The following is a 14,085-nucleotide window of genomic DNA, read 5'->3' on the forward strand; positions in this document are numbered from 1 at the left end:
TCCTTCGGGCGAATTCAGCGCCATGTAATTCCAACCGGCCTGTGCAGGCCGGTCGTGAAGTGCAAATGCATGAATAAGGCCGGAGTCCCTTGCGGGGCTCCGGCCTTTTTTGCTTTGGCATGTTTCGCGCAGGTTTGTGCGCCGTTGAAGGCAGCCGACAAGCCCCATCCACCAAAGCAGAAGCAACGCGCCGGGGTCCAGCCCCTTCCGTTGAAGCCCGTGCCACGGTTTCCATCCAGCGCGCAGGCACAAAAAAACCCGGACAAGCCGGGTTTTTTTCTCCAAGCGCAGTGGCTGGATTATTTCTTCTGGCGGAACTTGCGCAGCGCCGCAATCTGGGCCGCCATCACGGCGAGTTCGGACTGCGCCTTGGCCAGGTCCAGCTCGCTCTTGGCGTTCTTGAGCGCTTCTTCGGCCGATGCCTTGGCCGCATTGGCTTTCTCATCGTCCAGGTCCTTGCCGCGGATGGCGGTGTCGGACAGCACGGTCACGCAGTTGGGCTGCACTTCCAGAATGCCACCGGCCACGAAAACAAACTCTTCGTCACCGTTGGCCATCTCGATGCGCACCGAGCCGGGCTTGATGCGCGTGATCAGCGGGGTGTGGCGGGGATAGATGCCCAACTCGCCAGCCTCGCCAGGCAGCGCGACGAAACGTGCTTCACCGGAGAAGATGGACTCTTCGGCACTGACCACATCAACGTGGATGGTGTTCATCATTGCTCCTAGGAAAAGATGGGTTGCTTGATTGCAAAGGGCTGAGCCGCCATGAGCCGCTCAGCCACCGGGCAATCAGGCCACCTTCTTGGCCTTTTCGAAGGCTTCGTCGATGGTACCGACCATGTAGAACGCCTGCTCGGGCAGGTGATCGCACTCGCCGTTCACGATCATCTTGAAACCACGGATGGTTTCAGACAGAGGAACGTACTTGCCTGGCGAGCCCGTGAACACTTCGGCCACGTGGAATGGCTGCGACAGGAAACGCTGGATCTTGCGCGCGCGGGCCACGGCCAGCTTGTCTTCAGGTGCCAGTTCGTCCATGCCCAGAATGGCGATGATGTCGCGCAGTTCCTTGTAGCGCTGCAGCGTGCCTTGCACCGCACGGGCCGTTGCGTAGTGGTCTTCGCCCACAACGTTCGGGTCCAACTGGCGGCTGGTGGAGTCCAGAGGATCCACGGCAGGGTAGATACCCAGCGAAGCGATGTCACGCGACAGCACCACGGTGGAGTCCAAGTGAGCGAAGGTCGTGGCAGGCGATGGGTCAGTCAAGTCATCGGCTGGCACGTACACGGCCTGGATGGAGGTGATCGAACCGACCTTGGTCGAGGTGATACGTTCTTGCAGGCGACCCATTTCTTCGGCCAGCGTAGGCTGATAGCCCACGGCGGAAGGCATACGACCCAGCAGAGCGGACACTTCAGTACCGGCCAGCGTGTAGCGGTAGATGTTGTCCACGAAGAACAGCACATCACGGCCTTCGTCACGGAAGGACTCGGCGATGGTCAGACCGGTCAGCGCCACGCGCAGACGGTTGCCTGGGGGCTCGTTCATCTGGCCGTACACCATGGCAACCTTGGACTCTTCGAGCTTCTCCAGGTTCACAACGCCGGAATCGGCCATTTCATGGTAGAAGTCGTTCCCTTCGCGGGTACGCTCGCCCACACCAGCGAACACCGACAGACCCGAGTGGGCCTTGGCGATGTTGTTGATGAGTTCCATCATGTTCACGGTCTTGCCCACGCCGGCGCCACCGAACAGACCCACCTTGCCGCCCTTGGCGAACGGGCAGACCAGGTCGATCACCTTGATGCCGGTTTCCAGCAGCTCTTGCGAAGGCGACAGTTCGTCGTACGCAGGGGCCTTGCGGTGGATGGATGCCGTCAGTTCCTGACTCACGGGACCACGTTCGTCGATGGGTGCGCCCAGCACGTCCATGATGCGGCCCAGCGTCGCCTTGCCCACGGGCACGGTGATGGCGCTGCCGGTGTTGGTCACCATGAGGCCGCGGCGCAGGCCGTCGGACGAACCCAGGGCGATGGTACGCACCACGCCGTCGCCCAGCTGTTGCTGCACTTCCAGCGTCAGGTTGGAACCTTCGAGCTTCAGAGCGTCGTAAATCTTGGGCATCTGGTCGCGCGGGAACTCAACGTCCACCACAGCGCCGATACATTGAACAATCTTGCCTTGCACTTGAGCCATTTTTCGCTCCAATTTAGATGTTGGTTGAGCTGCTTACACAGCAGCGGCGCCAGCCACGATTTCCGAAAGTTCTTTCGTGATCGCTGCCTGGCGCGTCTTGTTGTAGACCAGCTTCAACTCGCCAATGACGCTGCCGGCGTTGTCGGTGGCGGCCTTCATGGCCACCATGCGCGCCGACTGCTCGGACGCCATGTTTTCCGCAACCGCCTGGTAGATCAGGGACTCGACATAACGGACCAGCAACTCGTCGATGACGCTTTGCGCATCGGGCTCATAGATATAGTCCCAGCCGTGCTCCGTCTTCTCGGCCTGCATCTGCTCGGAAGACAGGGGGAGCAACTGCTCCACCACCGATTCCTGCTTCATGGTGTTGATGAACTTGGTGTAGCTCAGGTACACCGCGTTGATCTTGCCTTCTGCATATGCATCGAGCAGCACCTTCACCGGACCAATCAGCTTGTCCAGATGGGGCGTGTCGCCCAGACCCGTCACGTGCGAAACCACCTTGGCGCCCACACGGTTCAGGAAACCCAGGCCCTTGTTACCAATCGCCACAGCTTCGGTGGAAACGCCAGCACCTTGCAGTTCACGCAGCTTGGTCGTCACGGCACGCAACACGTTGGTGTTCATGCCGCCGCACAGACCCTTGTCCGTGGTGATGACGATCACGCCAGCGGTCTTGGCATCGTTCACTTTCATGAACGGATGCACATACTCCGGGTTGGCCTTGCCGAGGTTGGCTGCAATGTTGCGGATCTTCTCGCTGTATGGGCGGGCAGCCCGCATCCGGTCCTGCGCCTTGCGCATCTTGGATGCCGCCACCATTTCCATGGCTTTAGTGATCTTCTTGGTGTTCTCCACCGATTTGATCTTGCCGCGTATTTCCTTGCCTGCTGCCATGATGGCTCCTCGTCCGGTTTAAGCGAACGACTTCTTGAACGCGCCGATGGCGGCGGTCAATTCGGCTTCTGCGTCCTTGTCCATGGCCTTGGCCTGTTCCAGCTTGGCCAGCAATGCAGCGTGGCTGGTCTTCAGGAACTGGTGCAAGCCGTGTTCGAAGGCAAGCACCTTCTTCACGTCGATGTCGTCCATGAAGCCCTTGTTCACCGCAAACAGCGTCGCGCCCATCAGCGAGATGGACAGGGGGCTATATTGCGCCTGCTTGAGCAGCTCGGTCACGCGGGCACCGCGGTCCAGCTGCTTGCGGGTGGCTTCGTCCAGGTCGGAAGCGAACTGCGCGAACGCAGCCAGCTCACGGTACTGGGCCAGGTCGGTACGGATACCACCGGACAGGTTCTTCACCAGCTTGGTCTGGGCAGCACCACCGACGCGCGACACCGAGATACCGGCGTTGATGGCAGGACGGATACCGGCGTTGAACAAGCTGGTTTCCAGGAAGATCTGGCCGTCGGTGATCGAGATCACGTTGGTAGGCACGAAAGCGGACACGTCGCCAGCTTGCGTTTCGATGATCGGCAGTGCGGTCAGCGAACCGGTTTTGCCCTTGACTTCACCCTTGGTGAAGGCTTCGACGTAGTCGGCGTTCACACGGGCTGCACGCTCGAGCAGACGGCTGTGGAGATAGAACACGTCGCCAGGGTAGGCTTCGCGGCCTGGTGGGCGGCGCAGCAGCAGCGACACTTGACGGTAAGCCACGGCTTGCTTGGACAGGTCGTCATAAACGATCAAGGCGTCCTGGCCGCGGTCGCGGAAGTACTCGCCCATCGTGCAGCCGGAGTAGGCCGACACGTACTGCATGGCAGCCGATTCGGAGGCCGATGCGGCCACCACAATCGTGTATTCCATAGCACCAGCTTGTTCCAGTGCGCGCACCACGTTCTTGATCGACGAAGCCTTCTGGCCGATGGCGACGTAGATACAGGTCACCCCCTGGCCCTTCTGGGCGATGATGGCGTCAATGGCCACGGCCGTCTTGCCGGTCTGGCGGTCACCGATGATCAGCTCGCGCTGGCCACGGCCCACGGGCACCATGGAGTCGATGGACTTCAGACCGGTCTGCAGGGGTTGGTCCACCGATTTACGGGCGATCACGCCCGGGGCGACCTTTTCGATCACGTCGGTGAGCTTGGCATTGATGGGACCCTTGCCGTCGATCGGCTGACCCAGGGCGTTCACCACGCGGCCGACCAGTTCGGGGCCCACGGGCACTTCCAGAATGCGGCCCGTGCACTTGACGGTGTCACCTTCGGAGATGTGCTCGTACTCGCCCAGAATCACGGCGCCGACGGAATCGCGCTCAAGGTTCAGCGCCAGACCGTAGGAAGGTTGGCCGTCCTTGGTGGCGGGGAACTCAAGCATTTCACCAGCCATAACGTCCGACAGGCCGTGAACACGCACGATACCGTCAGACACGGACACCACGGTACCCTGATTGCGGATATCGCTGCTGGCGGCCAGACCTTCGATGCGGCTCTTGATGAGTTCAGAAATTTCTGCGGGATTGAGTTGCATGACTCTTTCCTTCTTTCTTTGGTTCGCTGTCCTCGCCGCGCTTACGCGGTGAGGGCCGCTTTCATTTGTTCAAGACGGGCCTTGACCGAAGTGTCCAGCACTTCGTCACCCACCACTACGCGAATGCCACCGATCAGGGACGGATCCAGCTGAGCAGTGAGGTTGAGCTTGCGGCCAAAGCGCTTTTCGAGCGCAGAGCCGACATCGGCCAGTGCGGCAGCGTCCATCGGAAAGGCGCTGTGCACCACAGCATCCGAAGATCCGCTGCGGCCATTCACGAGGGCACGAAACTGTGCAGCGACTTCCGGCAGCGCAGCGAGGCGCCCGTTGTCGATGACCGTGCGCAGGAAGTTCTTGGCCGTGTCAGGCAAAGCCGAACGCGCAACACCCGTGAAGACGGCAAACACCTGGTCTGTCGTCACCTTGGGGTTGTCCGCCAGCTGGCGCAACTGGGTGTCGGCGGCAATGGCCGCCAGTTCATCGACCCAGTCAGCAGTGCTGGCCAGGTCCATGCCCGCGCCCCCAGTAGCGGCCTTGAACAGGGCTTCGGCGTAAGGGCGGGCAATGGTGGCGAGTTCAGCCATGTGTGTCCCCTTACAGCTCGGTCTTCAGGCGGTTGAGCAGGTCGGCGTGAACGCCGGCGTTGACTTCCTTGCGGAGAATCTGCTCTGCACCCTTGACGGCCAGCGCAGCGACCTGCTCACGCAGGGCTTCGCGGGCTTGCACCGTTTGCTGCTCGGCTTCGGCACGGGCGGAAGCAACGATCTTGTTGCCCTCTTCCGTGGCACGTGCCTTGGCTTCTTCGATGATGGCCTGGGCACGTCGGTCGGCGTCCGCAAGACGCGAGGCCGTTTCGTTGCGTGCCTGTGACAACTCCTTCTCGACGCGCTGGTTAGCAGCGGTCAGTTCGGACTTGGCACGATCGGCAGCAGCGAGGCCTTCGGCGATTTTCTGGGCTCGTTCATCCAACGCCTTCGCGATCGGGGGCCACACGAATTTCATCGTGAACCACACCAGGATCAGGAAGACGATGGCCTGAATGAACAGGGTCGCGTTGATACTCACGGCAACACCTTTCTAGAGTGGCGTTGAGTGGGAATTACTTGGGCAGGTTGGCCAAGAACGTGGAAGCGAAGGGGTTGGCGAAAGCGAACAGCAGAGCGATAGCAACGCCGATCAGGAACGCAGCGTCGATCAGACCGGCCAAGATGAACATCTTGGTTTGCAGTTCGTTGATCAGCTCAGGCTGACGTGCCGAGGATTCGAGGAACTTGCCACCCATCAGTGCGATGCCGATGGAAGCGCCGATAGCGCCCAGACCAACGATCAGACCACAAGCCAGAGCGACGAGACCGAGAATGTTTTCCATGATGACTCCTGAGTTAAAAAAGAAAAGTTGAAAAGGAAAGAGAAACGAAAGGGAACCGTTTAGTGCGCGTTGTGCGCCTGACCGAGGTAGATCAGCGCAAGCATCATGAAGATGAACGCTTGCAGCGAGATCACCAGAATGTGGAACAGCGTCCAGATGGTGCCAGCAATGACGTGGCCCACAGGCAGCAGCACACCCGACAGCGACAGTGCAGCTGCGCCACCCATCAGGGCGATCAGCATGAACACCAGTTCACCGGCGTACATGTTGCCGAACAACCGCATGCCATGCGATACGGTGTTGGCCACATATTCAATGATCTGCATCAGCACATTCACCACCGCCAGAATCAGGGCGAAGATGGGGTTCTTGCTGGTGCCGAAAGGAGCAGAAACGAGTTCGTGTGCCCAGCCGCCAGCGCCCTTGATCTTGACGCTGTACCAGAAGCGCAGGATCAGGATGGCGAATGCCAGGCCCAGGGTGGTCGAAAGGTCGGCCGTAGGCACAACACGAAGATAGGCATGGTGAGGATCGTGACCTGCAGCACCGTAGATCTGGGCCCAGATGGCGGGCAGCAGATCCACAGGCAGCATATCCATGAAATTCATCAGGAAGATCCAAACGAACACAGTCAAGCCCAGGGGAGCGATGAACTTGCGGCTTTCGGCGTTGTGAATATTGGCCTTGGCCTGGTTGTCCACCATTTCGACCAGCATTTCCACCGCCGCCTGGAAGCGGCCAGGCACGCCGGAAGTTGCCTTACGAGCAGCCGACCACAGAATCAAAAGAGTGAGGACACCCAAAATCAGCCCCACGATGATCGAGTCATAGTTGATGACAGTGAAATCAACGATCTTGGTCTGCTTGACGTTCTGAAGATGCTGCAGGTGGTGAACGATGTATTCACTTGCAGTCGGAGCGTGCGCTTCTGCGGCCATCGGACAACTCTTCTCTATATCAATCGGTTTTTCGGACACCAGGCCGCACCAACAGTGCCACCCAGTACGTTTTCATTGTGATCACCATGCCAACCAGCAAGGCCACCCAGCTCAAGTCCGGCACCAGCCGGGGTGCCGCTGCAAGCAGCGCCACCGTCAACACGATCTTGGCGATTTCCCAACCAAAGAACCCCAGCATGGCTGCACGCGGATCGGACGACGCCTTGCGGCGAAACACCCCCCGTGCAAACAAGCCCGCCGGAACCACCACCGCCACGGCACCGTAGGCTGCAGACCAAGCCACCGACGCCCGGCCTGTCAAAACCCAGGCCACCAGAGCCACCAGCATTCCAACCAGTGCCTGACCTGCCACCACTTTCCACACCGAGATGGGAGGATTGCGACTGCGCCACTGCTCCGCCTCTTGGGCAGTCAGGGGCTTGAAGTCAGATTCTTCAGCCTCAGCTTCAGTCTCAGGAGCGATTGTTTTCATTGTTGAATGACGCCCGCGTTACAGACTGCAACTTTCACAAAGCCTCTAATTATAAGTAAAAACCCATGGCTGTCGGAAAAAACCGCAAAGCGGGTGCGTGACCGGCTCGCAAGCGTGCTCCGTTGTGGTGACAGGCCAACGACTCTGACGAAACAAAAAGGCCCGCCCCGCACCGGATTGGCGCACGCAAAAAGCTGGCGCCAGCACCTTGCCAACAGGCCGCTGACGCACAATGGAACAGCGCTACCAGCTATTGAAACCGAAGCAAAGACCCAAGGGCTTTTCAGCATGACACCCACAACCCCGCCGCCCGCAAATGGCCTTGCCGAGCAGGCCCGCGACCCACGCAAAGACTCGCTCATCGAATACCCCTCCAGGTTCCCAATCAAGGTGATGGGCGCCAAGGCAGACGGCTTTGTGCACGCGGTCACCGAGCTGGCCCGCCAGTTCGACCCCACCTTCGACGCCAGCACCATTGAACTGCGCGACAGCCGCGCCGGCAATTACCTCGGAGTAACCATCACCATCACCGCGACCAGCCGGGAACAGCTCGACAACCTGTACCGTGCACTGTCCTCGCACCCGCTGGTCAAGGTCGTCCTGTAGGACCGTGTCTACACCAAAGCCCCTGAAGTCGCCGCCTGTTCGCCCTCAGATTCTCGGCAAGGTGGACTACACCACCACCGTACAGGCCATGCAGGACTACACAGCCACACGTACGCCCGACACACCGGACGCACTGTGGCTGTGCGAGCACGCGCCGCTCTACACACAAGGGCTGGCCGGCAAAAGTGACCATGTCCTGGCCCCCGGCAACATCCCTGTGGTGGCGACCAACCGGGGAGGACAGGTCACGTTCCACGGGCCGGGCCAGGTGGTCGCCTATCCGCTGATCGATCTGCAGCGCGCTGGCTATTTCGTCAAGGAATATGTGTATCGCGTTGAGGAAGCTGTGATCCGCACGCTGGCGCATTTTGGCGTCACGGGCCACCGCGTGGGCGGCGCACCTGGCATCTATGTGCGCCTGGGCGATCCCCACAGCCACGCCATGCTGCACCAGCGCCCACAAAAACGCACCGGTGCCGAAGCACCTCCAGCCCCCGACTTCGACGGCCTGGGCAAGATCGCCGCCCTTGGCATCAAGGTCAGTCGGCATTGCACCTACCACGGTGTGGCACTCAATGTGGCCATGGACCTGGAACCCTACTCCCGCATCAACCCTTGCGGTTACGCAGGTTTGCAAACAGTGGACCTTTCTACAATCGGGGTCCACACCACCTGGGAAGAAGCCGCACAGGTGCTGGGCCAGCAGCTCAGCATCCGGTTGGCGCCCTGAACTCTGCCTACAGCCATGAGCACCCCTGAAGTCGTCCGCGAAGCGCAACCCACCGAAGCCTACAACCCGCTGGCCAAGCAGAAGGCTGCTGCCAAGCTGTCGCGCATTCCGATCAAGGTGGAACAGGGCGAGGTACTCAAGAAGCCCGAATGGATCCGCGTGAAGGCGGGGAGCCCCACCACGCGCTTTTACGAGATCAAGGAAATCCTGCGCGAGCACAAGCTGCACACGGTGTGCGAAGAAGCCTCTTGTCCCAACATCGGCGAGTGCTTCGGCAAGGGCACTGCCACTTTCATGATCATGGGCGACAAGTGCACGCGCCGCTGCCCGTTTTGCGACGTGGGCCACGGCCGCCCCGACCCGCTGGACAAGGACGAGCCCCTGAACCTGGCAAAGACCATTGCCGCTCTCAAGCTCAAGTATGTGGTCATCACCAGCGTGGACCGCGACGACCTGCGCGACGGCGGCAGTGGCCACTTTGTGGAATGCATCCAGAACATCCGCGAGTTGTCGCCCACCACGCAGATCGAGATCCTGGTACCGGATTTCCGCGGCCGCGATGACCGCGCCCTCGAAATCCTCAAAGCCGCGCCACCCGATGTGATGAACCACAACCTGGAAACCGCGCCCCGCCTGTACAAGGAAGCGCGCCCAGGCTCCGACTACCAGTTCAGCCTGAACCTGCTGAAAAAGTTCAAGGCCCTGCACCCCAAGGTGCCTACCAAGAGCGGCATCATGGTCGGCCTGGGCGAGACGGACGAAGAGATCCTGCAGGTGATGCGCGACATGCGTGCACACAACATCGACATGCTGACCATCGGTCAGTACCTGTCGCCGAGCAACAGCCACCTGCCCGTGCGCCGCTACGTGCACCCCGACACCTTCAAGATGTTCGAGGAAGAGGCCTACAAGATGGGCTTCAGTCATGCCGCCGTGGGCGCCATGGTGCGCAGCAGCTACCACGCGGACCAGCAGGCGCACGCTGCGGGCGTGTAAGCCTGGCTGCACGCAAAACCGCGGGGCATGATCATGGGCGCGGCGGAATCGCTCTCGCTGCGCCGCTACGGCGCGTCGCCGGGCAGCCATAGCCACGATCACTTCCAGATACTGCTGGGGCTCTCCGGCGCGTTGGACCTGGAGGTTGCGGGGCATGGTGTACGCGTGGCGCCCGGTGGTGGCTGTGTGATTGCGCCGGGAGATCGGCACGACTTTGAATCGTCGCGTGGCAGCGTCTGCCTGGTGCTCGACAGTGCCCACCCCGGCTGGGCGCAGTGCGTCGGCATGCAGCGCAGCACCCCACTGCCCGCCGATGCCCTGCCCCTGGCGCACTACTTGGCCAGCGCATTGCAACAAGGCCGCCCGCTGGCGCAGGCCCACGGCCCGGCGCTGCTGCTGGAAGCGTGGCAGGCAGGCTCAGCGCCCCCTAAATCCCTCCACCGATCCACGCGCCAACGCACTATCGACTGGCCCGCTCTGCAGCGCTGGGCGGCCCTGCAATGGCACCGCGAGCTCAGCGTGGCCGACCTCGCGGCACAAGTGCATCTGAGCCCCAGCCAGTTCGCTGCCAGGTGCCGCGAAGACCAGAGCATGGGTGCCATGGCCTGGCTGCGCGGCCAACGCCTGGCACAGGCGCGGCTGTTGCGGGGCACAGGCATGGCCGTGGCCGAAGTGGCCAGGCGCACGGGCTACCGCTCGCCCTCGGCCCTCACGGCTGCGCTGCGGCGCGCTGAAGATCACTGACAAGTTGACCCGCTCTCGTTGCCGCCCCTGGCGGACGATTGCCACGCGACGACAGACCATTCTTGCGCGATGATCCCGGGCACCGTGCGCGCGTAAGCTCGGTGCCATGCAAGCCAATCTCTACGCCCTGGGCGCCATAGCGCTGTGGGCCTCTCTCGCCTCGCTGGGGGTCTCGCTCACGCACATTCCTCCGTTCTTGCTCACGGGCATTGCGCTCATCATCGGCAGCGTTCCGGCTTGGCCGTTTGTGCTGCGCGATCCGTCGCAGTGGCGCATTCCCCTGCGCACGCTGGCACTCGGTGTGTATGGCCTGTTTGCCTACCACTTCCTGCTGTTCATCGCGCTGCGCCATGCGCCGCCGGTCGAGGCCAACCTGGTCAACTACCTCTGGCCGCTGTTCATCGTGGTGCTCTCGCCCGTGGTGCTGCCCGGCGTGGCGCTGCGCCTGCCGCATGTGCTGGCGGCGCTGCTGGGGTTTGGGGGCGCGGCCATTGCCATTGCAGGCGGGCGCGAGCTGAGCGGCACGCTGGCCTGGGGTTATCTGCCCGCACTGGCGGCAGCGTTCATCTGGGCAACCTACTCGCTCATGACCAAGCGCGTGGCAGCCTTCCCGACCACCGCCATCGGCCTGTTCGGGCTGGTGTCCGGCGTGCTGTCGCTGGTGTGCCACGTGTTGCTGGAACCCGCTGTGGCGCTGCAGCCGCGCGACTGGGCGCTGCTGGCAGTGCTGGGCATGGGGCCGCTGGGGGCATCGTTTTTCATGTGGGACAAGGCGCTCAAGCTGGGTGACGCGCGGCACATCGGCATCCTGAGCTACATCACGCCACTGGCCTCGACCGCCTTGCTGATCATGGTGAGCGGGCGCCAATTCAGCGCCAGCATTGCGCTGGCTACGGTGATGATCATCGGCGCAGCCATCATGGGCATGCGGGTCCGCTGAAATTCAAGCAAAAATGGCCTTCATCGCGCGACCATCATAGCTTTTAAGCTATCAATTTTGAAATAGCTAAGAGACCAGCAGCGAGGCTGGCTCCTCGCCGTCAATCACCTGCTGCGCCCAGGGCGCGAGCTTGCGGGTGTCGGCGCGCAGCACCTCCTGCTTGATAGCCAGGATCTGTGCGGGGTGCATGGAAAAGCTGCGCAGGCCCAGGCCCAGCAGCAGGCGCGTCATGGTCACATCGCCCGCCGTTTCACCGCACACACACACGCTCTTGCCCTGGCGCTCGCCCTCGGCGATCACGTCGCCCACCAGGCGCAGCACGGCGGGGTGCAGCGGGTCGTACAGGTGCGCCACGGCCTCGTCGGCGCGGTCGATGGCCAGGGTGTACTGGATCAGGTCATTGGTGCCGATCGAGAGAAAGTCGAAATACTTGAGGAAGGTACGCACCATGAGCGCAGCGGCGGGCACTTCGATCATCGCGCCCAGCTGCACAGGGCCGTAGGGCTCGCCGCGCGCATCCAGCTCGGCGCGAGCCAAATCGACCTGGGCCAGCGTCTGCTGGATCTCGTGCGTGTGCGCGAGCATCGGGAACAGCAGGTTCACCTTGCCATGCGCCGCCGCACGCAGCACGGCGCGCAGCTGGGTGCGGAACATGGCCGGGTCGGCCAGACTCCAGCGGATGGCGCGCAGGCCCAGGGCTGGGTTCAGGTAGCTGTCCTTGTGGGCCTTGTTGTCCAACGGTTTGTCGGCGCCCACGTCGATGGTGCGGATGGTGACGGGCAGGCCCTGCATGCCATCGATGGCCTCGCAGTAGGCGCGGTACTGCTCATCTTCGCCGGGCAGGTTGCCACTTTTGCCCATGAACAGAAACTCGCTGCGGAACAGCCCTACGCCCACCGCGCCCGCGCGGACGGCGGCGACAGCATCGCCGGGCTGTTCGATGTTGGCCAGCAGCTCGATCTTGTGGCCGTCGATGGTGATGGCGGGCGTGTGGCGCAGGCGCGCCAGGCGTTCGCGCTCCAGCTCCACCTGTCGCTGGCGAAAGCCGTATTCGGCCAGGATGATGGGCGAGGGATCGACGATCATCACGCCGGCATCGCCGTCGATGATGACCCAGTCGTCCTGCCGCACCAACTGGCTCGCAGCACGCGCGCCCACCACGGCGGGGATGTCCATGCTGCGCGCCACGATGGCGGTATGGCTGGTCTTGCCGCCCACGTCGGTCACAAACCCGGCGAACACGCTTTGTTTGAACTGCAGCATGTCGGCGGGCGAGAGGTCGTGTGCCACCAGCACCAGCGGCACATCCACGGTGTCATCGAGCAGCAGGTCTTGCTGGGTCTTGCGGCGCGGGCTGCTGGCGGGTGGCGCCACGGGGCTGGCCACGCCCTTCATGTGGCGCAGGATGCGCTCGACCACCTGTTCGAGGTCGGCCTTGCGCTCGCGCAGGTACTCGTCCTCCATCTCGTCGAACTGGCGCGCAATCACTTCAAGCTGCGTGGTCAGCGCCCACTCGGCGTTGTACAGGCGCTCGGTGATCCAGTGCTTGACGCCGCCGGTGAGGGCCTCGTCCTGCAGCAGCATCAGGTGCACATCCAGCAGCGCGGTCAGCTCGTGCGGCGCGTCGGCGGGCATGTCGGTCTGCAGGCGCTGCAGTTCCTCCACCACGGCGTTGCGGCCCTGACGCACGCGCTCAATCTCGCCTTCGACCTGCGCGGGCTCAACAAAGTAGTGCGCCACATCCACGCGGCTCGATGCCACCAGCACGGCACGGCCGATGGCGATACCGCGTGCGACGGCGAGACCGTGGACGGAGAAGGTCATGGTGGTGTCAAGTGTTCAACGGGGTCAGCGAAAGCGAGGGCTTGGCAGTGTCACTCACCCTCGCCAAATTTGTCTGCAATCAGTGCGAGCAGGGCATCCATGGCCTCCTGCTCGCGGTCGCCGCTGGTTTCCAGCTCCACCTCGGAGCCCAACCCGGCGGCCAGCATCATCACGCCCATGATGCTTTTGGCGTTGATGCGGCGGTCGCCACGGCTCATGAATACATCGCAGGGGAAGCTGCCAGCCAGCTTGGTGAGCTTGGCCGATGCGCGGGCGTGCAGGCCCAGTTTATTGCTGATGGTCGTACGTGTCTTGATCATGTCTGTGACGGCGGTTCTGGTTCTGTGGCGCGGAAATGGCTACCTGCATCACCCCTTGGGTGCCCCCCACCACCGCGCGGCTGACCACGGAGTCGAGGGGTTCGGCCCGGTAGCTCACGGCGCGCAGCAGCATGGGCAAGTTGGCTCCTGTGACCAGGCGCGAGCGCACGCCGTCCACCAGGCGCTGCGCCACGTTGCACGGTGTGGCGCCAAACACATCGGTCAGCACCAGGGTGGAATCGGTGCCCAGCTGCTCCAGCAGGATGCGGGCCTGGGCCAGCGACTCTTCGGGCGGCTGGTTGGGTTGCACATCCAGCGCGGCCACGCTGTCGCCACAGTCGGCAAACACGTGCAGGGCACATTCGCGCAGCGCATGGGCCAGCGGGGCATGGGCAATGATGAGGATGCTGGTGGAGCTCATGGTCATGACTTACGCAAAGCGGGGCATCAACAGG

Annotated in this window: 18 protein-coding genes; 5 read left to right on the forward strand and 13 right to left on the reverse strand. The window is 62.4% G+C overall.

The features are described 5' to 3' along the window. The 10 genes from DBR12_RS22685 to DBR12_RS09145 form a co-directional block, all read right to left on the reverse strand. The coding region (locus DBR12_RS22685) for a hypothetical protein (RefSeq protein WP_233244375.1) at positions 1-285 on the reverse strand (285 nt) is incomplete at its 3' end. A 14-nt stretch (positions 286-299) separates the two neighbouring features. Further along, complete coding sequence (locus DBR12_RS09105) at positions 300-716, reverse strand: F0F1 ATP synthase subunit epsilon (RefSeq protein ID WP_063460851.1); 417 nt, start codon at positions 714-716, stop codon at positions 300-302. 75 nt (positions 717-791) lie between these two features. Further along, entirely contained in the window at positions 792-2,198 is a 1,407-nt protein-coding gene (gene atpD, locus DBR12_RS09110; protein WP_108616963.1) for a F0F1 ATP synthase subunit beta, read from the reverse strand. Positions 2,199-2,231: 33 nt separating this feature from the next. After that, positions 2,232-3,098, reverse strand: a complete 867-nt coding sequence (atpG, locus tag DBR12_RS09115) for a F0F1 ATP synthase subunit gamma (RefSeq protein WP_056058853.1) — start codon at positions 3,096-3,098, stop codon at positions 2,232-2,234. Positions 3,099-3,116: 18 nt separating this feature from the next. Beyond that, positions 3,117-4,670, reverse strand: coding sequence for a F0F1 ATP synthase subunit alpha (gene atpA / locus DBR12_RS09120; RefSeq protein ID WP_108616964.1), 1,554 nt, complete (start codon positions 4,668-4,670; stop codon positions 3,117-3,119). A gap of 41 nt (positions 4,671-4,711) precedes the next feature. Continuing rightward, a complete protein-coding gene (locus DBR12_RS09125; RefSeq protein WP_108616965.1) occupies positions 4,712-5,254 on the reverse strand; it encodes a F0F1 ATP synthase subunit delta in 543 nt (180 codons plus the stop codon). 10 nt (positions 5,255-5,264) lie between these two features. Next, positions 5,265-5,735: a F0F1 ATP synthase subunit B gene (locus tag DBR12_RS09130; RefSeq protein WP_007847746.1), complete on the reverse strand. Its 471-nt coding sequence runs from the start codon at positions 5,733-5,735 to the stop codon at positions 5,265-5,267. Positions 5,736-5,769: 34 nt separating this feature from the next. Next, positions 5,770-6,039 carry a F0F1 ATP synthase subunit C gene (gene atpE / locus DBR12_RS09135; protein ID WP_007847749.1) on the reverse strand — a complete coding sequence of 90 codons (270 nt, stop codon included), beginning with the start codon at positions 6,037-6,039 and terminating at the stop codon, positions 5,770-5,772. 59 nt (positions 6,040-6,098) lie between these two features. Beyond that, entirely contained in the window at positions 6,099-6,977 is an 879-nt protein-coding gene (gene atpB / locus DBR12_RS09140) for a F0F1 ATP synthase subunit A (protein ID WP_108616966.1), read from the reverse strand. A 19-nt stretch (positions 6,978-6,996) separates the two neighbouring features. Beyond that, positions 6,997-7,470: an ATP synthase subunit I gene (locus DBR12_RS09145; protein ID WP_108616967.1), complete on the reverse strand. Its 474-nt coding sequence runs from the start codon at positions 7,468-7,470 to the stop codon at positions 6,997-6,999. Positions 7,471-7,758: 288 nt separating this feature from the next. On the opposite strand from DBR12_RS09145, the gene DBR12_RS09150 reads away from it, so the two are divergent. The 5 genes from DBR12_RS09150 (at position 7,759) to DBR12_RS09170 (ending at position 11,486) form a co-directional block, all read left to right on the forward strand. Next, complete coding sequence (locus tag DBR12_RS09150; RefSeq protein WP_108616968.1) at positions 7,759-8,076, forward strand: YbeD family protein; 318 nt, start codon at positions 7,759-7,761, stop codon at positions 8,074-8,076. Positions 8,077-8,164: 88 nt separating this feature from the next. Continuing rightward, positions 8,165-8,806: a lipoyl(octanoyl) transferase LipB gene (lipB, locus tag DBR12_RS09155; RefSeq protein WP_233244376.1), complete on the forward strand. Its 642-nt coding sequence runs from the start codon at positions 8,165-8,167 to the stop codon at positions 8,804-8,806. A 15-nt stretch (positions 8,807-8,821) separates the two neighbouring features. Beyond that, positions 8,822-9,802, forward strand: a complete 981-nt coding sequence (lipA, locus tag DBR12_RS09160) for a lipoyl synthase (RefSeq protein WP_108616969.1) — start codon at positions 8,822-8,824, stop codon at positions 9,800-9,802. Positions 9,803-9,835: 33 nt separating this feature from the next. After that, on the forward strand, positions 9,836-10,546 hold the full coding sequence (locus DBR12_RS09165) for an AraC family transcriptional regulator (RefSeq protein ID WP_108616988.1): 711 nt from the start codon (positions 9,836-9,838) through the stop codon (positions 10,544-10,546). Between the two features lie 106 nt (positions 10,547-10,652). Continuing rightward, a complete protein-coding gene (locus DBR12_RS09170) occupies positions 10,653-11,486 on the forward strand; it encodes a DMT family transporter (protein WP_108616970.1) in 834 nt (277 codons plus the stop codon). A 66-nt stretch (positions 11,487-11,552) separates the two neighbouring features. Here DBR12_RS09170 and ptsP read toward each other — a convergent pair whose 3' ends face one another. From ptsP to DBR12_RS09185, 3 genes are read right to left on the reverse strand one after another with little or no spacing between them, the layout of a single operon-like run. Further along, positions 11,553-13,310 (reverse strand): phosphoenolpyruvate--protein phosphotransferase, encoded by a 1,758-nt coding sequence (ptsP, locus tag DBR12_RS09175; protein WP_108616971.1) that lies wholly within the window; start codon positions 13,308-13,310, stop codon positions 11,553-11,555. A 50-nt stretch (positions 13,311-13,360) separates the two neighbouring features. Continuing rightward, positions 13,361-13,630, reverse strand: coding sequence for an HPr family phosphocarrier protein (locus DBR12_RS09180; protein WP_108616972.1), 270 nt, complete (start codon positions 13,628-13,630; stop codon positions 13,361-13,363). Then, the gene (locus DBR12_RS09185; protein ID WP_108616989.1) at positions 13,599-14,051 is read right to left on the reverse strand and encodes a PTS sugar transporter subunit IIA; all 453 of its coding nucleotides are present in this window, start codon (positions 14,049-14,051) and stop codon (positions 13,599-13,601) included. Before DBR12_RS09185 ends, DBR12_RS09180 begins: the two co-directional genes overlap by 32 nt. Between the last annotated feature and the right edge of the window lie 34 nt (positions 14,052-14,085).

The sequence above is a fragment of the Acidovorax sp. HMWF029 genome (assembly GCF_003060895.1).
Lineage (GTDB): Bacteria > Pseudomonadota > Gammaproteobacteria > Burkholderiales > Burkholderiaceae_C > Acidovorax.